This window comes from Streptomyces sp. NPDC057486 (assembly GCF_042802415.1).
GTDB lineage: Bacteria > Actinomycetota > Actinomycetes > Streptomycetales > Streptomycetaceae > Streptomyces > Streptomyces yanii.
In genome coordinates this window covers 16,251-40,811 of record NZ_JBHVEE010000090.1, presented here as the reverse complement: position 1 = coordinate 40,811, position 24,561 = coordinate 16,251, and the positions used below count along the sequence as shown (strand labels likewise).

Below are 24,561 nucleotides of genomic sequence, written 5' to 3'. Positions count from 1 at the left end.
CCTCGGAGGAGGCGCGGGCCGTCGTCACGGAACTACGGGACGTCACTTGGCGGCGTCGTCCTTCTTCTCGTCCTCTTCGCCCTCGATCACGGGGATGAGGGAGAGCTTGCCGCGGGAGTCGATCTCGGCGATCTCGACCTGGACCTTGGCTCCGACCGCGACTACGTCCTCGACGTTCTCCACACGCTTGCCACCGGCGAGCTTGCGGATCTGCGAGATGTGCAGCAGGCCGTCCTTGCCCGGCATGAGGGAGACGAACGCACCGAAGGTGGTGGTCTTGACGACCGTACCCAGGTAACGCTCGCCGACCTCCGGCATGGTCGGGTTGGCGATCGCGTTGATCGTGGCGCGGGCGGCCTCGGCCTGCGAGCCCTGCTGGGCACCGATGTAAATGGTGCCGTCGTCCTCGATCGTGATGTCGGCGCCGGTGTCCTCCTGGATCTGGTTGATCATCTTGCCCTTGGGGCCGATGACCTCACCGATCTTGTCCACCGGGATCTTGACCGTGATGATCCGCGGGGCGTTCGGGGACATCTCGTCCGGGACGTCGATGGCCTCGTTCATCACATCGAGGATGTGGAGGCGGGCGTCACGGGCCTGCTTCAGCGCGGCGGCCAGGACCGAGGCGGGGATGCCGTCGAGCTTGGTGTCGAGCTGGAGCGCGGTGACGAACTGCTTCGTACCGGCGACCTTGAAGTCCATGTCACCGAACGCGTCCTCGGCACCGAGGATGTCGGTCAGGGCGACGTAGTGGGTCTTGCCGTCGATCTCCTGGGAGATCAGCCCCATGGCGATACCGGCGACGGCGGCCTTGAGCGGCACACCTGCGTTCAGCAGCGACATGGTGGAGGCGCAGACCGAGCCCATGGACGTCGAGCCGTTGGAGCCCAGCGCCTCGGAGACCTGACGGATCGCGTAGGGGAACTCCTCGCGCGACGGCAGCACCGGCACGATGGCGCGCTCGGCGAGCGCACCGTGGCCGATCTCGCGGCGCTTGGGCGAGCCCACGCGGCCGGTCTCACCGACGGAGTACGGCGGGAAGTTGTAGTTGTGCATGTAGCGCTTGCGGGTCACCGGGGAGAGGGTGTCCAGCTGCTGCTCCATGCGGAGCATGTTGAGCGTGGTGACGCCCAGGATCTGGGTCTCGCCACGCTCGAACAGCGCCGAGCCGTGCACGCGCGGGATGGCCTCGACCTCGGCGGCGAGCGTACGGATGTCCGTGACGCCACGGCCGTCGATGCGGACCTTGTCCTTGATGACGCGCTCGCGGACCAGCTTCTTGGTCAGCGCGCGGTAGGCACCGGAGATCTCCTTCTCGCGGCCCTCGAACTGCGGGAGCAGCTTCTCGCCGGCGATCTCCTTGATGCGGTCCAGCTCCGCCTCGCGCTCCTGCTTGCCGGCGATGGTGAGCGCCTTGGCGAGCTCGGTGCTGACGGCGGCGGTGAGCGCCTCCAGGACGTCGTCCTGGTAGTCGAGGAAGACCGGGAAGTCGCCGGTGGGCTTGGCAGCCTTGGCGGCGAGGTCCGACTGGGCCTTGCACAGGACCTTGATGAACGGCTTCGCGGCCTCGAGACCGGCGGCGACGATCTCTTCGGTCGGGGCCTCGGCACCGTCCTTGACGAGCTGGATGGTCTTCTCGGTGGCCTCGGCCTCGACCATCATGATCGCGACGTCGCCGTCCTCGAGGACGCGACCGGCGACGACCATGTCGAAGACGGCGTCCTCGAGCTCGGTGTGCGTCGGGAAGGCGACCCACTGGCCCTTGATCAGGGCGACACGGGTGCCACCGATCGGGCCGGAGAAGGGCAGGCCCGCCAGCTGCGTGGAGCAGGAGGCGGCGTTGATCGCGACCACGTCGTACAGGTGGTCGGGGTTGAGCGCCATGATCGTCTCGACGATCTGGATCTCGTTGCGCAGGCCCTTCTTGAAGGAGGGGCGCAGGGGCCGGTCGATCAGGCGGCAGGTGAGGATGGCGTCCTCGGAGGGGCGGCCCTCGCGGCGGAAGAAGGAGCCGGGGATCTTGCCGGCGGCGTACTGCCGCTCCTCGACGTCGACCGTGAGGGGGAAGAAGTCCAGCTGGTCCTTGGGCTTCTTCGACGCGGTGGTGGCCGACAGCACCATGGTGTCGTCGTCCAGGTACGCAACGGCGGAGCCGGCGGCCTGCTTGGCCAGGCGGCCCGTCTCGAAGCGGATGGTGCGGGTGCCGAAGGTTCCGTTGTCGATAACGGCCTCGGCGTAGTGGGTCTCGTTCTCCACTAGCGTTTTCTCCGATACATATCGTCTTCTCGCCCCCACGCCCGTGTGGCGGGGGACGGTGCGGAGAAGCCCTCCATCGGCGGGCCGGTCTTCGATCGAAGCACCCGGGTTGCAGTGTCCGGGGGCCACTACCGAGGACCGGCGGCGGGGAGGCTGCTTCTCACTCGTCTGTAGGACGTCCTGGGACCAGGTTACTGAGAATCGGCTCAGCTTGGCATTCCGGTCGTCCGGGCGAGCCGGACACGTCCCGTGCATACAGCAAAGGGAGCGGCTCCCTCAGTCGTGGGAACCGCTCCCTTCACGGCGTCTTACTTGGCGCCGCCGGCCGCACCGCGGCGGATGCCGAGGCGGTCGACCAGGGCACGGAAGCGCTGGATGTCCTTCTTGGCCAGGTACTGCAGGAGGCGGCGACGCTGACCAACCAGGATCAGCAGACCACGACGGGAGTGGTGGTCGTGCTTGTGGACCTTGAGGTGCTCCGTCAGGTCCGAGATCCGGCGGGAGAGCATGGCCACCTGGACCTCGGGGGAACCGGTGTCACCCTCCTTGGTGGCGAACTCGGACATGATCTGCTTCTTCGTAGCGGCGTCGAGCGACACGCGGTACTCCTCTTTGATGTTCGATGCGCCCGCGAGTGCCCCTGGTCTTGATCTCAGGGGGTCTTCCGTTACTCGGGGGCGAAGGTCCGATGAGCGCAGCCCTCAGGATGATCCGGGGGCGCGTACACAAACGGCCGTCACACAGCGTACCAGGCCGACGGAGCCGGGCTGCCCGGGGGTTCGTGGCCCCTGGAGGCGCCCCGGCGCACGGTGTCCTCGGTCACGGGACGGGCTTGGTCCAGTGTCCCCCCGGCAGGCCTTGCCCCGGGGCAAACCTCTCCGGTCGCAGCACTAGCCGGTCAGGGCCCTGGCTCTGGCGAAGATGTCCAGTACGGCCAGGCAGAGCGGGACCAGGGAGAGGAGAAGGGCGCCCTCCGCGAGGTCGAGGAGGCGGCCCCAGAACGGGGAGAGTCCCTTGCGCGGAATGATCAGGCCGATCGCGGTGAGCAAGGTGGCGCCTGCGGCCACGGCGGCGGAGAGCCAGATCGTACGGATGTCCAAGGAGCCGCGGTCGCCGTAGCGGGCCAGCTCGTACAGCAGGTCGGCCGGCGGGTTCAGGCAGAGGCCGAGGATCAGCAGGGCGATCGCGCCGATGCCCGCCACCAGAGCGCAGACCACCTGTGACGTGTAGCGGAAGAGACGGGCGCGCAGCAGCATCGCGAGGCCGGTGGCGAGAGCGAGGAACTGTCCCCAGATGTTGTCGGAGAATCCGAGGACGGCAGCGGACCCGACGACGACCGCGGCGCAGCCGCCGACCAGGCCGAGCAGCATCTCGTGACCCCGGCGGGCCTGGGCCGCGATGCGGTCGGCGTCGACGGGGACGCCCTCGGGGACGGTGTTCGGGTCGGCGAAGGCGTCGTCGTATCCGGCGGGGGCGGTGCGCGGCGACGCGTAGCCGATGGGCAGCCGGGCGAAGCGGGCGGAGAGACCGGGCAGGAAGGCGACGAGTCCGAGGGCGACCGGGGCGCAGACCGCGGCGGTCCCGGTGGCGGAGGACTCGGTGAGGATCGCCACGAAGGTGGCGAGGGTGCCGACGGTGGCGAGGAAGGTCGTCGCGACGAACGGGGCGTCGCCGCTGGGAATGAGGGCGACGAGCACGACCGAGGCGATGAGCACGGCGACGCAGCCGAGCAGGAACTGGAGACGGCCGCTGCCCTGGCCGGCGTCCGGGCCGATGATGCCGGAGCCCCCGATGAGCACGAGGGGCAGGGCGCCGATGCCGAGGGCGACGGCGGTGGCGCGGTCCGCGTAGACCCGGGCGCGTACCCCCGCGTACGCGGTCAGCAGCAGTCCGGCGCAGCCCGCGATGATGCCGGGCAGGCTGTGCATGTCGTGCCGGAGGGGGTCGGCGAACCAGAGGACGAAACCCATCAGCACGAGGAGCAGGACGCCGCCCACCAGACCGGCGCCGTGCAGCAGTTCGTCGCTCCACAGGTGCCGGTCGCGGGTGACGGCCGAGGCGACGGCGTCCGAGACGTCGTCGAAGACGGCGGGGGGCAGCGACTGTGCGAACGGGCGAAGGCTGAGGAGTTCACCGTCGAGCACCTGCTGGGCGGCAAGGGTGCGCGCGCCGTCGAGGACGGTCCCGTCGCGGCGTACGAGGTGGTAGCCGGCCGGGGTACCGACCGGCTGGGTCTGACCGGTGAGCCGGAGGATCTCCGGGTAGACGTCGGCGGCGGCGATGTCCACCGGAAGAGCGACATCGATACGGCTGTCGGGCGCCACGACAGTGACCCGGCAGAAGCCCGTCGCTGCAGTCGTACTCACGTGTCTGGTCCCCCTGATTCGCGGTTGCGCACAGTGCGCGCGCCACACTACCGGGAGGGACGAAGGTCATCGGCAAGTAGGATCGCCGTCGCGCGGAGGGACGTTCGCGCGCAGAGCCAGCCACGGGGGGTCCGGCGCCGGTCCGGTCGGCCTTCCGCCCGTCCGTTCCGAGGGATTGGTGTTCCGGTGAGCCAGATCGTCGTGAAGCGAGCTCCGCGGTCACTGCCGCCGGAACTGCCCACGGACGCATTGACGTTGGAGGCCCCTCCCGAGCTGCCGCGCGGTCAGCAGGAGGGCATGCTGATGCAGATCCTGCCGGTGCTCGGCATGGGGTCGTCGGTGGTCTTCTTCTTCTCTCCGCAGGCCCCTCCGTTCATGCGGATCATGGGGGTTCTGATGCTTGTCTCGACCGTCGGAATGGTGGTCGCGCAGCTGGTCCGGTACCGCCGCGGTACGCAGGGGCAAATGGCGGATGTGCGGCGCGACTACCTCAAACACTTGGCGCAGACGCGGCGTGCGGTGCGTCGGACCGCACGCGCCCAGCGTGACGCACAGCTGTATCTGCAGCCCGCCCCCGAGCAGTTGTGGTCGGTGGTCGCCGAGGGCAGCCGGGTGTGGGAACGACGGGTCGGGGACAAGGACTTCGGGCAGGTGCGGGTCGGCCTCGGGGCACAGCAGCTGTCGACTCCGCTGGTCGCTCCGGACACGGCTCCGGTGGATGAGCTGGAACCGGTGTGCGCGGGGGCGATGCAGCGGTTCCTCGCGGTGCACGGGTCGTTGGACGGGCTGCCGATGGCCGTGTCGATGCGGGCGTTCTACCACGTGACGGTCTCCGGTCAGCCCGAGGCGGCGCAGTCGGCGGCGCGCGCGATGGTCGCGCAGCTGGTGACGCTGCACTCCCCCGAGGATCTGCTGGTTGCCGTGGTGGCGGCGCCGGGTGCGGTGGCGCGCTGGGACTGGACGAAGTGGCTTCCGCATGTCCAGGTTCCGGGGCAGATCGACGGGGCCGGCACGAAGCGGCTGTTCAGCGATGATCTGAACGAGTTGGAAAAGCTGTTGGCGAGCAGGCTGGAGGGTCGGCCGCGGTTCGGCCGGGAGAGCCGGCCGCTTCTGGACCGGCCGCATGTCGTAGTGGTGCTCGACGGTGGGACGGTGCCACCGGACTCGCTGTTCGCTGCGGCCGAGGGGCTGCAGGGCGTGACGATCGTCGAGCTGGTGTCCGCCGAGCTCGACGAGCCGCGCGGCGGTCTTTCCGTGGTGGTGCGGCCCGGGCTGCTGCGCCTGGAGTCGGGGGCGGGTCTGGCGTACGAGGGTGTTCCGGACGGGATGTCGCTCCCGGAGGCGGAGGCGCTGGCCCGGCAGCTGGCGCCCCTGCGGATGGGCGGGGGCGACGACGAACCGCTGCTCGCCAACCTGGACTTCACGGATCTGCTGAACCTCGGCGACGCGGGGTCGGTCGACGTGGCACGCACCTGGCGGCCTCGGTCGGTCTCGGAGCGGCTGCGGGTACCGATCGGGGTCGGCGAGGACGGTCGGCCGGTGATGCTGGACCTGAAGGAGGCCGCGCAGGAGGGCATGGGTCCGCACGGGCTGTGTGTCGGGGCGACGGGGTCCGGCAAGTCGGAGCTGCTGCGGACAGTGGTGCTGGGGCTCGCGGTCACGCACTCCTCGGAGACACTCAACTTCGTGCTGGCGGACTTCAAGGGCGGTGCGACGTTCGCCGGGATGTCGCACCTGCCGCACGTGGCGGCGGTCATCACCAATCTGGCGGACGATCTGACGCTCGTGGACCGCATGGGTGACGCGATCCGCGGTGAGCTGCAGCGCCGGCAGGAACTGCTGCGCTCGGCCGGCAACCACGCCAACATCCACGACTACGAGAAGGCGCGCGCGGCGGGAGCGGCTCTGGAGCCGCTGGCCTCTCTGGTCCTGGTCATCGACGAGTTCAGCGAACTGCTGACCGCCAAGCCGGACTTCATCGACATGTTCATCCAGATCGGCCGCATCGGCCGGTCGCTGGGTGTGCATCTCCTGCTCGCCTCGCAGCGTCTGGAGGAGGGCAAGCTGCGCGGGCTCGACACCTATCTCTCGTACCGGATCGGTCTGCGGACCTTCTCGGCCGCCGAGTCCCGTACGGCGCTGGGGGTACCCGACGCGTATCACCTGCCGTCGGTGCCGGGCTCCGGCTATCTCACGTTCGGTACGGACGAGATGACCCGGTTCAAGGCGGCGTACGTGTCCGGGACGTACCGCACAGGTGGTCCCGACCTGTCCGTGGGGACGCTGCCGATCGAGCGGCGGCCCGCGGTGTTCAGCGCGCTGCCGGTGCCGGTGGTGTACGCCGCGCCGGATCCGGCGCATGTGGTGGCCGCGCGCACGAGGGCGGAGGACGACGCGCTCGCGGACACGGTGCTCGATGTGATCGTGCGGCGTCTCGAGGGTCAGGGGGTGCCCGCCCATCAGGTGTGGCTGCCGCCGCTGGACCGGGCGCCGACGCTGGATCAGCTGCTGCCGGGGCTCGCACCGACCGCGGAGCGAGGATTCACCTCGACGGAGTACACGCCTGGCGGGCTGACCGTTCCGCTCGGGCTGATCGACAAGCCCTTCGAGCAGCGGCGCGAGGTGCTGCACCGGGACTTCTCGGGAGCGGCGGGCCACATGCTGGTCGTCGGCGGTCCGCAGTCCGGCAAGTCGACGCTGGTGCGCACGCTGATCTCGTCGTTCGCGCTGACCCACACCCCGCGGGAAGTGCAGTTCTACGGGCTCGACTTCGGTGGCGGCGGCATGGTGTCGCTTGCGGAGCTGCCGCATGTCGGCGGGGTGGCCTCGCGGCTGGACCCGGAGCGGGTACGGCGTACGGTCGCGGAGGTCGCCGGCGTACTGAACAGGCGCGAGGAGCTCTTCCGCGCGCACTCCATCGACTCCATCGCCACCTACCGGCGCAAACGGGCCCTCGGCGAACTCCCCGGTGAGGCCTGGGGCGACGTCTTCCTGGTCGTCGACGGCTGGGGTGGCTTCCGGGCCGAGTACGAGATGCTGGAGCAGGTCGTCACGGACATCGCCGCGCGCGGTCTCGGGTACGGCATCCACGTCGTCATCACGGCCGCCCGGTACATGGAGGTGCGGGCCGCGCTGAAGGACCAGATCCTCGGGCGGCTCGAACTGCGGCTCGGCGATGTCATGGACTCCGAGTTCGACCGCAAGGTCGCGGTGAACGTGCCGCAGGGCGTCCCGGGCCGTGGTCAGGTGCCGGAGAAGCTGCACTTCATGGGGGCGCTGCCGCGTATCGACTCCAGCAGCAGCGCTGCCGATCTCGCCGACGGTGCGGCGGCGTTCGTCGAGACGGTGAAGACGAACTGGGCGGGGTCGGCGGCCCCTGCCGTGCGCGTGCTGCCGCGCAAGCTGCCTGCCGACCAGCTGCCGAAGGGCTTCGAGTTCCCGCAGCGGGGCATCGCGATCGGGATCGACGAGACCGATCTGGAGCCGGTGTTCGTCGATTTCGAGACGGATCCGTTCTTCCTGGTCTTCGGCGAGAGCGAATCGGGGAAGACGAACCTGCTGCGGCTGATCGCCAAGCAGATCTCGGAGCGCTACTCCCCGGACGAGGCGAAGCTCGTCGTCGGCGACTACCGGCGGGCCCTGCTGGGTGCGTTGCCGGAGAGCCATCTGCTGGAGTACGCGCCGATGGCGAGCTCGATGCAGATGCATATGGAGGCGCTGGCCGGCGTGTTCGCTCGGCGGCAGCCGCCGACGGATGTCACGCCGCAGCAGTTGCGCGACCGCAGCTGGTGGACCGGGCCGCAGATCTTCGTCATCGTCGACGACTACGACCTGGTGGCGACGAACGCGGGCAATCCGCTGGCCCCGCTGGCGGAGTATCTGCCTTTCGCACGGGACACGGGTGTCCGGTTCGTCATCGCGCGCAACTCGGCCGGGGCGTCGCGGGCGATGTACGAGTCGTTCATGCAGCGCATCAAGGAGCTGGGGGCGCAGGGCGTGGTGCTGTCCGGCGATCCGTCCGAGGGCGATCTGATCGGTTCGGTGCGCGGGCATGCGATGCCACCGGGACGCGGTTGCTTCGCCTCGCGGCGGCGGGGGAACCCGCTGGTGCAGATCGGACGGCTGCCGGAGCTGCGCTGAAGCGACGGGGGCCACGCCGCGGGCAACCGCACCCGGTTCGCACGCGTGCTCCGGTGAGGTTGCGTGCAGGCCGGTCGCAGCACCAGTGCCCCTCCCGGCAAGCTTTGCCGGTCAAGGCACTAGCACTGCGGTACGGAGGCTGTCCATACCGGCCGGTGGGGCGTGGGAGCGGCGATAGTCTGCACGCGGGCGACGCAACGTACCGCCGTGGGAGAGGGAAGGCACCTGATGGGCACACAAGCGGAGAAGGACGAGCTGTACGCACTCGACATCTCGGGGGTGGAGTGGCTGAGTGCCCCCGGTACGGAAGACGTTGAGGAGCGCGTCGAGATCGCTCATCTGCCGGGCGGGGCAGTGGCGATGCGGTCCTCGCTGGATCCGGAGACGGTGCTGCGGTACACGGAGGCCGAGTGGCGGGCCTTCGTCCTGGGCGCGCGGGACGGCGAATTCGACCTGACCTAGGACTCCGTACGGACAGGGGAAGGGGCTGCTCCGGTGGGTGTGCCCCTTCTCCGTGTGTGGTGCGCGGTCAGTACGCCTCGGTGAACGCGCGCGAGGACTTGAGGTCAGTGGCGCGGTAGTGGTCCTTGCCGTTCTCGATGATCTTCGCGACCTCCTCCAGCCGGTCCTTCATGTCATCGGCCCTGCCCCTGTACTTGTGCTGGAGGGCCACATACTCCCGGTGGGCCTCGCCGTCCCAGGTGTCGGTGACGACCTTCAGCGCGGCGTTCATCTCCTGCAGGTCCTTGACGATGTTCTTCGAGACCGCACGGATGCGGTTCGCCATCTCCTGGACGCTCTCGTACCTGACCTTGGTGTTCGAGTCATGTCCGGTCATTGTCTGCTCCTCGGTGCTCGGCTGGTGTGCGGAAGGCGGCTGCGGCGTGGTTCAGACGCCGTTCAGCCCGGAGGTGTTGACGGGCGACGCCTGCCCCTTGACCGCGCCGAAGGCCGCACGGACCTCTTCGTCGTTGGCGTTGCTGAGGTTCTTGGTCTCGCCCACCGCGTTCAGAAGGACGTTGAGCATCCGGCGGATCTGGTCGTGATCCTCGTTGATCATGATCTGTGCGGAAGTGAATCCCGACGCCCCGACACCGGTCCATCCGACGGCAGCCGTCTCAAGGATGTTGGCCAGCTCCCTGGACTGCCTGGACACCGCTCCCGCGGTTTCGATGATCTTGTTCTTCGCCTGGGTGATCGGATCGTCGGCGAGTCCGAAACCGCCTGAAGGGTTGGTCATCCGGAGGTCCAATCTCTCGGTTCCCGGTCCCGGCCGCATCGTGCGGCCAGGCTTTCTTCCAGCCCCGAGTACTCCTGGTGCGGAATCGGGGAAGCGCGGGGACGGGGAGGGGTACGGCGGTGTCCCCGCGCCCCTGGACCGGATGCGACCACGTGTCGTTCCCCCGTCACATTCGTGAAGTCGACTCCTACCCTAGCCACTTCACCGCCTCCCACCGACTGCACTTTCCGAGAGTGGAGTCAGTTCACCGGAACGTGTGCTCTCCGCTCACTGCACACCCCGCCGTCGCCGGAGATCTCGGACGACGGTCGCGATGCCGGCGACCACGGAGATCAGCACGGCCGCCAGGACCACTGCGTACGTCGCATACCGCTCGCTGCGCTCCTGCGAGGTCTCGGACATCGACAGCCGTGCCGGGTCGGGGGCCTGGGCCTTCGGCGGTCCCGCGTCCGGGGTCGCGGCGTCCTGCGGGGTGTCGTCGCCGGAGAGTGCACGGACCGGGTCGACGACGCCCCAGCCGACGAAGTCGTCATGGCCGTTGACGGAGCGTTCAGCGGTCTGTTCGATCCGGGCGACGATCTGGGCGGCCGTCCATTTCGGGTACTTGGCGCGCATCAGGGCGGCGACCCCGGCCACGTACGGAGCGGAGAAGCTGGTGCCGTTGTCGGTGCACTGGCCGTAGCCGGGGACGGTGGAGACGATGTCGACACCCGGTGCGGCGACGCCGACGAACGCACCGGCCTGGGAGAAGGGGGCGCGTTCGTTGTTGCGGTCGGACGAGGCGACGGCGAGGACGCCCTCGAAGGCCGCCGGATACGTGCTCCGCAGCTTGCCGTCCATGCCGTCGTTGCCCGCGGAAGCGACCACGACGATGTTCTGGTGGAGCGCCCTGGCCACTGCCCTGCCCAGCGCGGATGCGGGCGTCAGGGGCTTCGTGGTGTCCTGGGAGATGTTGATGACCTGGGCCCCTTCGGCGATCGCATGGTCGATCGCGGTGGCCATCGTGGTGTCCCTGCCACTGTTCTTCTCGTCGTTCTGGCGGATCGGGACGATCGTGGCCTCGGGGGCGAGTCCGACGAAGCCGGTGCCCTTGCGGGGGCGAGCGGCGATGATGCCGGCGACCTTGGTGCCGTGGCCGACCTCGTCGACCGTGCCGTCGCTCTTGCCGCCCTCCAGGTAGTCGGCGCCCGCGGAGGCGTCGACGGCGTCCTGGAGCTGGGGGTTGGTGTTGTCGACGCCGGTGTCGATGACGGCGACGCGGACGCCCTTGCCCTTGGTGTCCTGCCACAGTTCGTCGAGGAGGACCCGCTGCAACGACCAGGGGCGGCCGACGAACTGCTTCTTCATCGGGAACGTGCATTCGCCGCTGCCGTCCAGGGCCGGCCGGCCGGTTCCCCGGGCGTCTTCGGCGGCGTATGCGGCGTGCGGCGCCGCGAGTGCGGCCAGTGCGGCGCCGCACGCCGTCAGCAGGGCCGTCTTCCGGTACAACATTCTTTCCTCTCCCCCGAGTTCCACCGGCTCCGAGCGATTGTCCCGGTCACGAGCCCTGGGGCTGACGGGCGCTGTTGGTGTCGAGCCGGGGCCCCTTGGACAGGAACTCGGACCAGGCGATCGGTACGAGGACGGGCGCCACCTTTTCGTATCCGAGCCTGATCTGCGCCTGGCTGGGCTCGGGGCGGCCGTCCGTCTGGTTCTGCTGGCCGCCGGCTCCGATGTCGGAGCGGGCGGCGTCGCTGTCGCCATTCGCCTGTACCGCGTACCGCAATCCGGTGTCGGTCACCAGGAAGAGTGATCCGTCGGGGCGCGTCTGCGCCCCCCGGACCGGGGTATAGAGGAGACCGCTGCCGGGGGTGACATACGTGCTGGTGCCACCGGTGCCGACAGTGGCGGGGTACGAGGTGCCCGCCCAGGTGCTCAGGGTCGTACGGCCCGTGTCGTCCACCCTGCGCAGTACGCTGCAGATGGTGTCCCGGTCGCCGCTGCCGCCCTCCACGGAGTTCACCTGTTCGGCCTTGCGGGCCGGCCAGTGCGCGGCCTGGCCGGCGAAGGTCGCGCGGTCGGGGACGAAGTCCTGCAGACCGACGGCGCGTGCCTCGCTGTCCAGGTTCAGCCCCGCGGTCTGCGGGGAGTTGATCAGCAGCCAGGCGGTGAACGCGGAGATCGGCTGAATCCTGCCGTCGAGCACGACGTAATGGCCGATGCCTTCGCCGTTCCTGGTTCTGAGGACCATGCCGACCCGGTTCTCCTGGGCGGAGAGCCGGCCCTGGACGTGTGCGGGCGCGCCGACCGTGCCGGGGATCCGCGGGAAGACGATCGGACTGCCGTCGTGCAGTGTGGCCAGCCAGTCGTCGGTGACGGACTGCGGAGGCCGGCTGCCGACCAGCGCGCTGGTCAGATGGCCGTTGTCGGCGGCGGTCTCGTCGATGCGGTACTTGGTGCCGCTCGCGTCGACGAGGTAGCGGGCGCCGGTCTGGCCCTTGACGTAGAGCACCTGGCCGCCGCTGAGCTGCCTTCGGCCTTCGGTCAGCTCGTTGTCGCGTTCGGCGAGGACGAAGGCGGCCTTCTGCACGGTGTTGCCCTTGCCGCCGGGCTGAACGCAGACCGCCCACCGCTTCGCTGTGCCCGCGTCCTTCGCCTCGGGCAGCCGGTCGGGGGCGTACGGGATGCCGAGGATCGGTCCGCGCGGCGGTTTGCCCGCGTCGAGGATCTCGTCGGGGACCTGGATGACCTCGTACTGCTGCGGGGTGAGGAGCAGCCGGGCCGAAGCGAGGTTCAGTACGGGATGCAGCAGGGTCCTTTTCTTCTTGCCCTTGCCGGTGGTGAGCACCACGTAGCGGGTGGTGGACTTCTTGCCGACGATCACCTTGGCGAAGGGCTTGTCCCAGTCCTTGGGTGCCGTGGGCTTGAACATGCCGTAGGCGCCGAAGCCCGCGAGGAGCAGCGCCCCGACCACCATGCTCGGCAGGACGGCGCGCAGCGGGCGCGGGGCGCCCTCCTCGGTGCCGGTGGGCGAGGGTTGAAGGAATGCCGCCACTGTGCGTCTCTTCGCAAAGGTGTACGCGTTGAGCTCATCCCGCCGTGATGCCATGAGTTCGTCTGTCTCCCGTGTCTCCCCGCGCGGCTCCGGGAGTTCGCGTCCGCCGACCCCTGTGCCGGACCCCGGTTGCCGGACCTCGCTGCCGGACCGGCCCCCACTATGCCTGCCGATGGCGGGCGGCTGCGGGGCGGGTAGGCTGATCCAGCCGCCAAAACCCCCGGCGGGACAGGGGTGATCGGGTCGAATGGGGGCCTTATGAACGGGGGAATGCCGGAATGATGGGTTCCGCAACGCGGGCACGTCCGGCCGGTGACACCCGGCCCTCCGGTCCTCCCCGGACCACCGGAACAGCAGCCTCCGGCGTCCCGGACCGAGGCGCCCACGGCCCTGGCGGGCAGGCCGTGCCGCGGCTGAACGGATGCCCCGGGCACATTGGTTCGTTCCGATTGCAACAACTCGTGTTGATCGAGATCGCGGCCGCGCTGCTCTTCGCCGCGTGGGTGGTCGAACCCGTGCTGCTCATCCCGGCCACCGTGTTCGCCGCTCTGCTGGTGATGCTCGCCGTCGTCCGCAGGCGACGCCGTTCGCTGCCGGAGTGGCTGGCCACCGCGCTCGCCCTGCGCGCACGCACCCGCAGGGCCGCGTCGCTGGTGCTGCCCGCGGGTACCGAGCCGGGGATCGCTCCCGTCGTCGAGTGCGAACCGGCGCTGCGTACCTACACGTTCAGCGATCGCGACCGGCGGCCGGTCGGCATGATCGGCGACGGTACGTTCGTCACAGCTGTCCTGCAGATCGAGTCGGACACCACGGCGCTGCGGCCCGACCGGTCCGCGCGGCCGCTGCCCCTGGCGCTCGTGGGGGATGTGCTCCACGTCGACGGCATCCGCCTGGAGTCGGCGCAGATCGTGCAGCACACCCAGCCCGCCCCCGCCCCGCATCTGCCCGCACAGTCCATCGCAGCGCGCAACTACACGCCACTGCAGGCGCAGACGGGATCGCCCGCGCTCCGGATCACCTGGATCGCACTCAAGCTCGACCCCGAGCTCTGCCCGGAGGCCGTTCAGGCGCGCGGCGGCGGCATCACAGGGGCGCAGAAGTGCGTGGTGCGCGCCGCCGACCAGCTGGCCAGCCGACTGACCGGGGCGGGATTCCGCGCGACAGTGCTGACCGAGCAGGAGTTGACGTCGGCGATCGCGACCTCGGCCTGCGTCAGCCGGACGGCGACGGCGCAGGCGAGCCGGACCGGGTCGCCGGTACGGCGCACCGAGGAGACCTCCCGGACCTGGCGCTGCGACGACCGGCATCACACCACCTACTGGGTGGGCCGCTGGCCGCAGTTCGGCACCGGCGGCGGGGGCGGTGCGGGGAACGGCGGCGCGTCGATGCCTCAGCTGGTCGCCCTGCTCACCTCGATGCCGGCGCTTGCCACGACCTTCAGTTTGACGATGAGTCACACCGCACGACAGGAGATCTCGATCGCGGGGCACGTCCGGATCACCGGACGCAGCGACGAGGAACTGCTGGCCGCACGACACGAGTTGGAACGCACCGCGCGCGGCGTGAAGACCTCACTGGTTCGGCTCGACCGCGAGCAGCTGCCCGGCATGCTCGCCACACTGCCGCTCGGGGGTACGCGGTGATGTCGTCCTCCACCCGTGCTCGCACCCGGCTGGGCTTCGGGCTGATCGGACCGCGACGGGGGCGGCACACGGTCTCCGTCGACCAACTGGCAGCACTGGCCCTTCCGGTGGGCGACGACGGCACCGTGATCGGCGTGGACGCCGAAGGGCGGCCCGCCGTGCTGGGCCTCAACCGGCCGACCCCGTACGACGTCACGCTGATCGGCGGGCTTTGGACGGCACAGGTGCTGGCGCTGCGGGCGGCGGCGACCGGCGCCCGGATCGCGGTGGAGACCGGTCGCGCCCACGCCTGGACGACTCTCGCGCAGGCGGCCGGCGGCGGCCGGCCGTGCATCTCGCTGCACGACGTGGGGCGGGTGCCGCCGCAGGGCGCCTCGGCCGGCAGTCCGGTGGTCGTGGTGCGGGACTGCGGCATGCGGCCGCCGCGCGGGCGCGTGGCGGCCGGTCCCTGGCAGTCGGTGCTGACGCTGCTTCCGTATCTGAGTCCCGTGGCGCCCCGGCTGATCGAGAAGTCGTCCCTGGTGGGGATTCAGCGGGTGTCTCCCGATGAAGCAGCGCAGTTCGGGCGAATCGCGCACCTGTCGGCGACCGAGACGCAGGCACTGTCGACCCTGGCGGACGGGGTCACCCTCTGGTGCGGGAAGGGGGATCGGCAGTTCGTGACGACTCGGGCGACCGATGCCGAGAGCGGACTGCTGGGCAGTGCGCGCCGGATGGACTGAGCGTACGGAAAGTTTGGAATTCCGTACGCAGATGTACAAGTTTGACCGCTTCGCCGTTCACAATCCGCCGCACTCGGTTCACTTGAGGGCAGTGAGTGATGCACGGGACAGCCCTTACGGTGCCCTACGGCCTGCCGGAGCGGGCCCGATGACGATTAGGGTGGGTCCGGGCGCGGCAGAAGACCTGCGGGCAGGCAATGCGCGCCCCGAGGGGGAGAGCCGGGCGGTTCGGAATACGGGAACGGCCGCCCCCACCCACCACGGCACAAGGGTGCTCGACCACACCAGGAGGCAAAGTGAACAGCGATCGGGACGAAATCCGAGGGGGCTGGAGCAGGCCCGTCGACGAGTCGTCCGACGCGGAGCCCGCCGAGATGACGGGTGAGTTCACCATCGACTACACCCCGCCCGCCTGGTACACGCAGAACGCGTCGGGGGACTCGTCGGGCGGGGCCGGAACGCACCTGGCGCCACCTCCGCCGCCCAGCGGGGCGCCTGTGTCCGCGCCCGGCCTGCCGGCCGGGGGCGGCTTCGAACCCGACTGGACCCCGGCGCCGCCCGCGCCTGCGCCCGCTCCGCCTGCGGCCCCCGTGGCCCCTGTGGCCCCTGTGGCCCCTGTGGGTCAGACGCCTCCTGTCGCTTCCGCCGCAGCTCCTTCGCCCTCCCCTGCGGAGGGCGCGGGGAACGGTGCGCCGGATCCGTTCGGAGGTGGTGATGTGGAGAGCGGCGCGACCATGCGGTTCTCACCTGCCGCGCTGAAGCGCGAGATCGCGGAGCGGGAGGCAGCTGCACTGGCGGCTGCGGACGGGGTGCGGGTCGGTTCCGGTGCCGGCTCCGAAGCCTCCGGTGACGGCCCCGTCGGTACGGACACGGACGTGACGGGCGGCGCCGATTCCGTACCGTCGGATTCCGTCCGGTCCGAGCAGCCCGATCAGCCCGGCCGGGCCGATGCCGCACAGCCTTCGGACGCGGAGGCCGACAACGGTACGGACTCCGTTGCCGAGGACGCTCCGGATGACGGCGCCGACGCTCCGTCCGACACACCCGCCGACTCCGTGCCCGCTGCTGCCGCTCCGGCTCCGGCACCTCAGGACGCCACGCCGCCCGCCGCCCCGACGCCGTGGGCCCCGGCGCCGCCCGCGCAAGGCGGCCTGCCGCCGCTGCCGCCCTCCTTCCAGCCCGCCACTCCGCAGCCCAACGCGCCCCAGCCGGCGCCGCAGTGGCCCGCGACGACTCCGGCTCCCGCTCCGGCGAGCGAGGCGCCCGGTGGTTACGGATTCCCGAACGCTGCACAGACACCGCAGCCGCCTCAGGCACCGCAGTACCCGCAGCCCGCCCAGCTGCCCGCACCGCAGCCGCCGGCTCAGGGAGCACCAGCGCAGCAGGGCAGTTACGGATTCCCCCAGGCGCCCCAGGCACCCCAGTGGCCCGCACGGCAGGAAGCAGCACAGAGCGGTTACGGATTCCCCCAGGCGCCCCAGCCCCACCAGGCGCTCCAGCCGCCCCAGGCGCCCCAGGCACCCCAGCCGCCGGTTCAGGGTGCTCCCCACCTGCCCACGCCGGTCGCCCCGCAGCCGCCCTCCCACCAGCAGCAGCCGCCGCAGCAACAGCAGCCGCCGCAGGGAACACCCGTGGATCCGCGGACCGGGGCGGCCTGGCCGACGGCGGTCACGCATGACCAGCGCGAGCGGTCCGTACCGGGTGCTCCGCTCGGCTACACGGCGGCCGTGGAGCTCTCCTCCGACCGTCTGGTCCGGGGCAAGCAGAAGGCGAAGAGCAGCCGCGCACCGTCCGCTGCATCCCGCTTCAAGCTGGGCAGCAAGAAGGAGGAGATCGAGCGGCAGCGCAAGCTCGACCTGATCCGTACCCCCGTGCTGTCCTGCTACCGGATCGCGGTCATCAGCCTCAAGGGCGGTGTCGGGAAGACCACGACGACCACCGCGCTCGGCGCGACGCTGGCCACCGAGCGGCAGGACAAGATCCTCGCCATCGACGCCAACCCGGATGCCGGTACGCTCGGCCGCCGGGTGCGCCGCGAGACCGGGGCGACCATCCGTGACCTGGTCCAGGCGATCCCGTACCTCAACTCGTACATGGACATCCGCCGCTTCACCTCGCAGGCGCCGTCCGGCCTGGAGATCATCGCCAACGACGTGGACCCGGCGGTCTCGACGACCTTCAACGACGAGGACTACCGGCGCGCGATCGACGTCCTCGGCCGGCAGTACCCGATCATCCTCACCGACTCGGGCACCGGTCTGCTCTACAGCGCGATGCGTGGCGTGCTGGACCTCGCTGATCAGCTGATCATCATCTCGACCCCGTCGGTCGACGGCGCGTCCAGCGCCTCCACCACACTGGACTGGCTCTCGGCGCACGGGTACGCGGATCTGGTGCAACGGTCCATCACCGTCATCTCCGGGGTCCGGGAGACCGGCAAGATGATCAAGGTCGATGACATCGTGCAACACTTCGAGACGCGCTGCCGGGGCGTGGTCGTCGTCCCGTTCGACGAGCATCTGTCGGCCGGTGCCGAGGTCGATCTCGACATGATGCGTCCGAAGACGCGTGAGGCGTACTTCAACCTCTCCGCGATGGTGGCCGAGGACTTCGCGCGCGCCCAGCAGCAGCAGGGACTGTGGACCTCGGACGGCAGCAACCCGCCGCCGCAGTACGCCCCGCCGATGCCCGGACACCAGATGCCCGGTCAGCAGCAGTACGCACCGCAGCAGCCGGGTCAGCCGTATCCGCCCCAGCAGCCGCAACACCCCCAGGGTCCGGGGCAGCCGTATCCGCCCCAGCAGCCGTACCCTCCCCAGCCGGGCCCCGGCGGACAGCAGAACGGCTGGCAGCAGCAGCCTCCGCAGCTGCCGCCAGCGCCTCAGCAGTAAGGCATCAGAGGTCTGAACCAATGAGGGCCCGCACCGTTCCCACGGTGCGGGCCCTCTGCGTATTCCTGCAGCCCACACGCCATTTGACACACCGTTGACGCGGCTCGACCACCGCTGATAAACCTTCGCTTCACCAGCTGGCGAACCAGAGATCAACCCGCCTTCTCCGTGCGAGTCATGACGCGAGGTCCCTGTCCATGGTCACAAGAGTCCCACCACCCTCCGCTCAGCCACGCTCACGTCTGCGTACCCTCCTGGCTTCCGGTGCCGCGGCCCTTGCCCTGGCCGCGGGGTCGATCGTCCCGGGGATGCCCCTCGGCGCCGCGCCCCAGCAGGCACAGGCCGCCGACAACGGCAAGACGACACTGACTGTCGCGGTCGCGCAGAGCGTCGACTCACTGAGCCCGTTCCTCGCTCAGCGGCTCATGAGCACCAGCGTCCACCGGCTCATGTACGACTTCCTCACCAACTACGACGCCAAGGACAACCACACGATCCCCGCGCTCGCCACCAAGTGGGAGCCGTCCGCGGACAAGTTGACCTGGACGTACACCATTCGGTCCAACTCCAAGTGGTCGGACGGACAGCAGGCCACCGCCGAGGACGCGGCGTGGACCTTCAACAAGATGATGACCGACGAGGGCGCCGCCACGGCGAACGGCAGCTTCGTCGCCAACTTCAGGAAGGTGACCGCGCCCAGCCCGGACAAGCTGGTCATCGAGCTCAAGGAACCGCAGGCCACCATGGCCGCGCTCGATGTACCGATCGTTCCCAAGCACGTCTGGGAGAAGGTCGGGGACTTCTCGAAGTTCAACAACGACACGAAGTTCCCCATCGTGGGGAACGGGCCGTTCATCCTGACCGACTACAAGGTCGACCAGTATGTGAAGCTCAAGGCCAACAAGAACTTCTGGCGCGGTGCGCCCAAGTTCGACGAGCTGGTCTTCAAGACGTACAAGGACCAGGACGCCGCGGTCGCCGCGCTGCGCAAGGGTGAGGTGTCCTTCGTCGCGGGTGCCCCCGCGCTGACGCCCGCCCAGGCCGCGTCCCTCAAGGGCGACAAGAACATCAAGGTCAACGAGGGGCCGGGCCGCCGTTTCTTCGCACTGGCGACCAACCCGGGCGCGCAGACCAAGGACGGCAAGAAGTTCGGCAACGGCAACAAGGCCCTGCTCGACCAGAAGGTGCGTCAGGCGCTCTTCCTCTCGGTCGACCGCAAGACCATCATCGACAAGGTCTTCCAGGGGCACGCCGTCGAGGGCCAGGGGTACATCCCGCCGCGCTACGGGGACTATTTCTGGCAGCCGTCCGGCAGTCAGACGCTGGCGTACGACCCGGCCCGGGCGGCCAAGCTGCTCGACCAGGCGGGCTACAAGCTCAAGGGCGACCAGCGTGTCGGCAAGGACGGCAAGCCGCTCGACCTGCGCATCCTCTGCCATGCCACGGACCCCAACGACAAGGCGATCGGCAAGTACCTCAAGGAGTGGTGGGGCAAGCTCGGCATCGGGCTGAAGGTGGACTGCCTCGACGACGTCTCCGTGCCCTGGTATGCCGGTGAGTACGACCTCGCGTTCGACGGCTGGTCCGTCAACCCGGACCCGGACTTCGTCCTCGGCATCCACACCTGCTCCGCCCTGCCCGCCAAGGCCAAGGAGAGCGCCGCCACGGACAACTTCATCTGCGACAAGACGTACGACGACCTGTACAAGAAGCAGCTCGCCGAGTACGACCCGGTCAAGCGGGCGGACACCGTGAAGCAGATGGAGTCATGGTTGTACGACTCCGGGTACATGAACATCATCGCGTACCCGAACGCGGTCGAGGCGTACCGGACGGACCAGATCAAGTCCATCACCACCATGCCCGAGGCGGCCGGCAACATCTACGGCCAGGATGGGTACTGGAGTTGGTGGTCGGCCGTTCCGACGGCCGACGGCAAGAGCGGTTCGGGCAGTGACAGCGGTGGCAACTCCACCGGTGTCGTCATCGGCATCGTCGTCGCCGTGGTGGTGCTCGCCGGTGGCGGGTTCCTCATCACGCGTCGCCGCCGCACCACGGCGGAGGACCGCGAATAATCACGCGAACGGGATGAGAGGGGCCGGCAGCACGGGTTCGCGACACCCTCCCTGCCGGTCCCTCCAAGTGCAGCACGAGTAACGAGAGTTCCCCATGACAGCTGACAGCACTCCGGCGCTCGTGCAGAACGCGGATGCGGACACCGGCGGCCCGGCTCCGGCCGGGCCGTCGGCCGCCCGCGGCCCACGGGCGCGCAACACCAAGGCCTATCTCCAGTACGTGGCGGCCAAGATCGCGGGAGCGGTCGTCTCACTGTTCGCCGTTCTGGTCACCAGCTTCTTCCTATTCCGGCTCATCCCCAGCGACCCTGTGAAGCAGATGACCGGCGGCCGCCGCGTCTCCGCGGAGCAGCTGGAGTCGCTCAGACACCAGTTCGGCCTCGACCAGCCGCTCTGGAAGCAGTTCACGAGTTACGTGGGTGACGCGCTGACCGGGGACTTCGGTACCTCGTTCCAGTTCCACGCCCCCGTCATCGACAAGATCACCGAGGCGCTCCCGGCGACGCTGCTGCTCACCGGCACGGCGTACGTCCTCTACACGGCGCTCGGCATCTGGCTGGGCACCCGTACGGCCTGGCGCAACGGGTCCCGCAGCGACCGCTTCAACACCGCCTTCGCGCTCACGCTCTACTCGGTGCCGTCGTTCTGGCTCGGTCTGCTGCTCATCATCGTCTTCTCGGTGGGCATCGGCCCGATCCCCGGCATGTTCCCGACGGGGGGCCTGGAGTCAGGAGGGGAGACCGGCTTCGCGTACGTCGTCGATGTCGCCCATCACCTGGTGCTTCCCGTGATCACACTGGTCGCGGTCGGCTACGCGCAGACGCTCCTCGTGATGCGTTCCTCGCTCCTCGACGAGATGGGCAGCGACTATCTGACGACGGCCCGCGCAAAGGGGCTCCGTGACGATGTCGTACGGCGCAAGCACGCCGTCCCGAACGCGATGCTGCCGACATTCACACTGATGTTCGTGAACCTGGGGCATGTCGTGGCGGGCCAGATCCTGGTCGAGACGGTGTTCTCCTGGCCTGGTCTCGGCGGTCTCTTCTATCAGGGGCTCAGCGTTCCCGACCTCCCTCTCGTCCAAGGACTGTTCTTCGTCTTCGCCACTGCGGTGATCCTGGCGAACACCCTCGCCGACGTGCTGTATCCGCTGCTCGATCCCCGGGTGGGCCGATGACGACCGAACCATTGCCCGTGCAGAACGAAGCGGGCGTGACCACGAACCCGCGCGCCCTGGCCCGGGCCCGCAAGCGCCAGTCCCTGGCCCGCTTCTGGCGGGAGTACCGCACGCACCGGGGAGGCCTGTGGGGGCTGGCCGGGCTCATCCTGATCGCGCTGATCGCCGTGTTCGCGCCCACGCTGGCCGGCGCCGACTCGCAGAGCGTCACCGCCGCACCGGGCGGCGCACTCGAGTCGCCCAGCGGAGAATTCCCGCTCGGTACCGACCAGTTCGGACGCAGCGTCCTGGCACTCCTGGTGTGGGGTGCGCGCGTCTCGCTCACCGTGGGACTGCTCGCCGCGTTCCTGTGCGTGGCGATCGGCACGGTCGTCGGGATCGTCGCGGGCCACTTCCACGGCTGGTACTCGACCGTGCTCATGCGGGTCACCGACTGGTTCCTGGTGATGCCGACGCTGGTGCTCGCGATCGCGCTCGCCACCGTGATGGACCGCTCCATCTGGACGATCATCATCGCGATCGGCGTCACAACCTGGCCGACCACGGCCCGGCTCGTCCGTGCCCAGACGCTCGCCGTGGAGTCACGTCCGTACATCGAGCGCGCCCACGCGCTGGGCGGCGGGCACGGGCACATCATGATCCGCCATGTGCTGCCGAACGTGATGCCGCTGGTGCTCGCGCAGACCACGCTCGTGATCTCCAGCGCCATCCTCACCGAGGCCACGCTCGCCTTCCTCGGCCTCGGCGACCCGACCATCACCTCCTGGGGCGGCATGCTCCAGGACGCACGTGAGGCGGGCGCGGTGAGCGCGGGCGACTGGTGGTACCTGGCACCGCCCGGTGTCGCCATCGCCCTGGTGGCCCTCTCGTTCACTCTGTGCGGCCGCGCGATCGAGTCCGTCCTCAACCCCAGATTGGGGGTGGCCCGTTGAATACACCGAGCACACAGAAAGCGCCCCTGCTGGACGTCCGCGACCTCTCGGTCACGTACGCCGGCGGTGCCCGCGCGGTCCGCGGCGTGAACCTCACCGTCGACGCGGGCCAGAAGCTCGGCATCGCCGGGGAGTCGGGCTGCGGCAAATCCACCCTGGCGCTGGCGCTGCTGCGCCTGCTGCCCGCCGGGACGAAGGTCTCCGGCCGGATCCTGCTGAACGGCGAGGACGTCCTCTCCATGAAGTGGGGCCAGGTCAGGGCGGTGCGCTGGGCAGGTGCCTCGATCGTGTTCCAGGGCGCGATGCATTCGCTGAACGCCGTGCACCGCATCGGGGACCAGGTCGCCGAGCCGATCCTGCTGCACAGGAAGGCCACCCCGTCCGGGGCGAGGAAGAAGGTCGGCGAACTCCTGGAGCAGGTGGGACTGCCGGCCTCCCGCGCCGACTCCTATCCGCACGAGCTCTCCGGGGGGCAGCGACAGCGCGTGATGATCGCGATGGCGCTCGCCTGCGATCCGGGCCTGATCATCGCCGATGAGCCGACGACCGCCCTCGATGTGATGATCCAGGCCCAGATCCTGCGCCTGATCGAGCAGCTGGTGTCCGAACAGGACCTGGGTCTGATCATGATCAGCCATGACCTGGCCGTGCTCTCGGACACCTGTGACCGGCTCGCGGTGATGTACGCGGGCCGGGTCGTGGAGGAGGGCCCCGCGTCCCGGGTCTACGAGGACGCGCACCATCCGTACAGCAAGGCACTGTCGGGCGCGTTCCCGCGCATCGGGGACCCGGCGTCCCGGTTCGCGCCCCGAGGGCTGCCCGGCGATCCGCCTGACCCGTCGGCCCTGCCCACCGGCTGCACGTTCCATCCGCGCTGTCCGGTGGCGCTGGACTCCTGCACCACGCAGGACCAGGAGCTGCGGGAGTCGGATGCCCTGCGACGGGCCGCCTGTGTGCTGGTCGAGCAGGGGGCGGCCGGCGCCGCACCCCGGCAGGGTGCCGAGGAAGCAAGGAGCACAACATGACCACCCCCACTCCCCTGCTGAGCGCGGAGGAACTGAAGGTCGCCTTCCCCGGTCGGCGCGGAGCCGCGACGGCGCGCGCGGTGGACGGTGTCGACCTGGACATCCGCCCGGGCGAGATCGTCGCGCTGGTCGGCGAGTCCGGGTGCGGCAAGACGACGCTGGCGCGTTCCCTGCTGGGGCTCGTCCCTCCGACGTCCGGCCGGGTCGCCTTCGGCGGCAAGCCGCTCGCCTACTCGGGCCGTGCCCTCAAGGCGTACCGCAAGCGCGTCCAGCTCGTGCTGCAGGACCCCAGTGGCTCGCTCAACCCGCGGCACACGGTGTACGACGCGGTCGCGGAGGGGTTGCGGATCCACGGGTACGCGGGTGATGAACGGGCGGCGGTCGCGGAGGCGCTGTCCCGGGCGGGGCTGCGGCCTCCCGAGCGGTTCTTCCTGCGCTATCCGCACGAGCTGTCGGGCGGTCAGCGCCAGCGCGTCGTGATCGCGGGCGCCCTCGTCCTGGAACCGGAACTCATCGTTGCCGACGAACCCGTGGCCTCGCTCGACGCCTCGGTGCGCGGTGAGATCCTGGCCCTGCTGCTGCGGCTGAGGGACGAACTGGGACTGTCCGCACTGGTGGTCACGCACGACCTGGGGCTGGCGTGGAACATCGCCGACCGGGTCGCGGTGATGTATCTCGGCCGGATCGTGGAGACGGGCGAGGTCGAGCAGATCCTCACAGCTCCCCAGCATCCGTACACCCGGGCACTGCTGTCCGTGCTGCCGGAGGCCGAGGGCGATCCGGTGATCCTCACGGGCGAGCCGCCGGACCCGACCAAGGTGCCGTCCGGCTGCCGGTTCCATGCCCGCTGTCAGGTCCTCGCTTCCGGTGAGGCCGAGCGGGCGGGGGTGGCGGATGCCTGCCGTACGAAGGATCTTCCGGTGCTCGCGGGCAGCGGGGAGACGCAGGTGGCGTGCCACTGGGCGCACGCGACGGCGGGCGTGGAAGTCTGACGCCCCCGCCCCGGACGGCTCCGGCCGGGACCGCGGGCAGCGGTCCCGGCCGGAGGCGTACGCGAGGA

General features: G+C 69.8%; 17 protein-coding genes. 10 read left to right on the top strand and 7 right to left on the bottom strand.

The features are described 5' to 3' along the window. Positions 1-42: 42 nt before the first annotated feature. The 3 genes from ACFU6I_RS32365 to eccD all read right to left on the bottom strand — a co-directional run bounded on the left by ACFU6I_RS32365 (position 43) and on the right by eccD (position 4,622). A complete protein-coding gene (locus ACFU6I_RS32365; RefSeq protein ID WP_266980869.1) occupies positions 43-2,256 on the bottom strand; it encodes a polyribonucleotide nucleotidyltransferase in 2,214 nt (737 codons plus the stop codon). A 308-nt stretch (positions 2,257-2,564) separates the two neighbouring features. After that, entirely contained in the window at positions 2,565-2,855 is a 291-nt protein-coding gene (gene rpsO, locus ACFU6I_RS32360) for a 30S ribosomal protein S15 (RefSeq protein WP_266980871.1), read from the bottom strand. 291 nt (positions 2,856-3,146) lie between these two features. Beyond that, complete coding sequence (eccD, locus tag ACFU6I_RS32355) at positions 3,147-4,622, bottom strand: type VII secretion integral membrane protein EccD (RefSeq protein WP_384373078.1); 1,476 nt, start codon at positions 4,620-4,622, stop codon at positions 3,147-3,149. A gap of 186 nt (positions 4,623-4,808) precedes the next feature. Between eccD and eccCa the strand changes: the two genes are divergently transcribed. Both eccCa and ACFU6I_RS32345 read left to right on the top strand, forming a co-directional pair. Next, on the top strand, positions 4,809-8,762 hold the full coding sequence (eccCa, locus tag ACFU6I_RS32350) for a type VII secretion protein EccCa (RefSeq protein ID WP_384373076.1): 3,954 nt from the start codon (positions 4,809-4,811) through the stop codon (positions 8,760-8,762). A 228-nt stretch (positions 8,763-8,990) separates the two neighbouring features. Beyond that, positions 8,991-9,224: a DUF397 domain-containing protein gene (locus ACFU6I_RS32345; protein ID WP_384373074.1), complete on the top strand. Its 234-nt coding sequence runs from the start codon at positions 8,991-8,993 to the stop codon at positions 9,222-9,224. A gap of 67 nt (positions 9,225-9,291) precedes the next feature. On the opposite strand, the gene ACFU6I_RS32340 is transcribed toward ACFU6I_RS32345, so the two are convergent. The 4 genes from ACFU6I_RS32340 to eccB all read right to left on the bottom strand — a co-directional run bounded on the left by ACFU6I_RS32340 (position 9,292) and on the right by eccB (position 13,090). Then, a complete protein-coding gene (locus tag ACFU6I_RS32340) occupies positions 9,292-9,600 on the bottom strand; it encodes a WXG100 family type VII secretion target (protein ID WP_384373072.1) in 309 nt (102 codons plus the stop codon). Between the two features lie 51 nt (positions 9,601-9,651). Continuing rightward, positions 9,652-10,002, bottom strand: coding sequence for a hypothetical protein (locus ACFU6I_RS32335; protein ID WP_384373070.1), 351 nt, complete (start codon positions 10,000-10,002; stop codon positions 9,652-9,654). Between the two features lie 267 nt (positions 10,003-10,269). Then, entirely contained in the window at positions 10,270-11,493 is a 1,224-nt protein-coding gene (mycP, locus tag ACFU6I_RS32330; RefSeq protein ID WP_384373068.1) for a type VII secretion-associated serine protease mycosin, read from the bottom strand. A gap of 46 nt (positions 11,494-11,539) precedes the next feature. Next, positions 11,540-13,090 (bottom strand): type VII secretion protein EccB, encoded by a 1,551-nt coding sequence (eccB, locus tag ACFU6I_RS32325; RefSeq protein WP_384373066.1) that lies wholly within the window; start codon positions 13,088-13,090, stop codon positions 11,540-11,542. Between the two features lie 227 nt (positions 13,091-13,317). Here eccB and eccE point away from each other — a divergent pair, with 227 nt between their 5' ends. The 8 genes from eccE (at position 13,318) to ACFU6I_RS32285 (ending at position 24,493) form a co-directional block, all read left to right on the top strand. Then, the gene (gene eccE, locus ACFU6I_RS32320; protein ID WP_384373080.1) at positions 13,318-14,679 is read left to right on the top strand and encodes a type VII secretion protein EccE; all 1,362 of its coding nucleotides are present in this window, start codon (positions 13,318-13,320) and stop codon (positions 14,677-14,679) included. Next, positions 14,679-15,401 carry a hypothetical protein gene (locus ACFU6I_RS32315; RefSeq protein WP_384373064.1) on the top strand — a complete coding sequence of 241 codons (723 nt, stop codon included), beginning with the start codon at positions 14,679-14,681 and terminating at the stop codon, positions 15,399-15,401. Before eccE ends, ACFU6I_RS32315 begins: the two co-directional genes overlap by 1 nt. A gap of 296 nt (positions 15,402-15,697) precedes the next feature. Continuing rightward, complete coding sequence (locus tag ACFU6I_RS32310; protein WP_384373062.1) at positions 15,698-18,292, top strand: SCO5717 family growth-regulating ATPase; 2,595 nt, start codon at positions 15,698-15,700, stop codon at positions 18,290-18,292. Between the two features lie 197 nt (positions 18,293-18,489). Next, positions 18,490-20,367 carry an ABC transporter substrate-binding protein gene (locus tag ACFU6I_RS32305; RefSeq protein WP_384373060.1) on the top strand — a complete coding sequence of 626 codons (1,878 nt, stop codon included), beginning with the start codon at positions 18,490-18,492 and terminating at the stop codon, positions 20,365-20,367. A gap of 94 nt (positions 20,368-20,461) precedes the next feature. Then, positions 20,462-21,544 (top strand): ABC transporter permease, encoded by a 1,083-nt coding sequence (locus ACFU6I_RS32300; RefSeq protein WP_384373058.1) that lies wholly within the window; start codon positions 20,462-20,464, stop codon positions 21,542-21,544. Further along, positions 21,541-22,476, top strand: coding sequence for an ABC transporter permease (locus ACFU6I_RS32295; protein ID WP_384373056.1), 936 nt, complete (start codon positions 21,541-21,543; stop codon positions 22,474-22,476). Before ACFU6I_RS32300 ends, ACFU6I_RS32295 begins: the two co-directional genes overlap by 4 nt. Continuing rightward, positions 22,473-23,501 (top strand): ABC transporter ATP-binding protein, encoded by a 1,029-nt coding sequence (locus tag ACFU6I_RS32290; RefSeq protein ID WP_384373053.1) that lies wholly within the window; start codon positions 22,473-22,475, stop codon positions 23,499-23,501. The genes ACFU6I_RS32295 and ACFU6I_RS32290 overlap by 4 nt, the downstream gene beginning before the upstream one ends. Next, on the top strand, positions 23,498-24,493 hold the full coding sequence (locus tag ACFU6I_RS32285) for an oligopeptide/dipeptide ABC transporter ATP-binding protein (RefSeq protein ID WP_384373051.1): 996 nt from the start codon (positions 23,498-23,500) through the stop codon (positions 24,491-24,493). The genes ACFU6I_RS32290 and ACFU6I_RS32285 overlap by 4 nt, the downstream gene beginning before the upstream one ends. Positions 24,494-24,561 lie beyond the last annotated feature (68 nt).

Excerpts from the sequence above, each read along its gene's own strand:
- ACFU6I_RS32345 (WP_384373074.1), top strand. The coding sequence starts at position 8,991 with ATGGGCACACAAGCGGAGAAGGACGAGCTGTACGCACTCGACATCTCG.
- ACFU6I_RS32340 (WP_384373072.1), bottom strand. The coding sequence starts at position 9,600 with ATGACCGGACATGACTCGAACACCAAGGTCAGGTACGAGAGCGTCCAG.
- ACFU6I_RS32335 (WP_384373070.1), bottom strand. The coding sequence starts at position 10,002 with ATGACCAACCCTTCAGGCGGTTTCGGACTCGCCGACGATCCGATCACC.
- mycP (WP_384373068.1), bottom strand. The coding sequence starts at position 11,493 with ATGTTGTACCGGAAGACGGCCCTGCTGACGGCGTGCGGCGCCGCACTG.
- eccB (WP_384373066.1), bottom strand. The coding sequence starts at position 13,090 with ATGGCATCACGGCGGGATGAGCTCAACGCGTACACCTTTGCGAAGAGA.
- eccE (WP_384373080.1), top strand. The coding sequence starts at position 13,318 with ATGGGTTCCGCAACGCGGGCACGTCCGGCCGGTGACACCCGGCCCTCC.
- ACFU6I_RS32315 (WP_384373064.1), top strand. The coding sequence starts at position 14,679 with ATGTCGTCCTCCACCCGTGCTCGCACCCGGCTGGGCTTCGGGCTGATC.
- ACFU6I_RS32305 (WP_384373060.1), top strand. The coding sequence starts at position 18,490 with ATGGTCACAAGAGTCCCACCACCCTCCGCTCAGCCACGCTCACGTCTG.
- ACFU6I_RS32300 (WP_384373058.1), top strand. The coding sequence starts at position 20,462 with ATGACAGCTGACAGCACTCCGGCGCTCGTGCAGAACGCGGATGCGGAC.
- ACFU6I_RS32295 (WP_384373056.1), top strand. The coding sequence starts at position 21,541 with ATGACGACCGAACCATTGCCCGTGCAGAACGAAGCGGGCGTGACCACG.
- ACFU6I_RS32285 (WP_384373051.1), top strand. The coding sequence starts at position 23,498 with ATGACCACCCCCACTCCCCTGCTGAGCGCGGAGGAACTGAAGGTCGCC.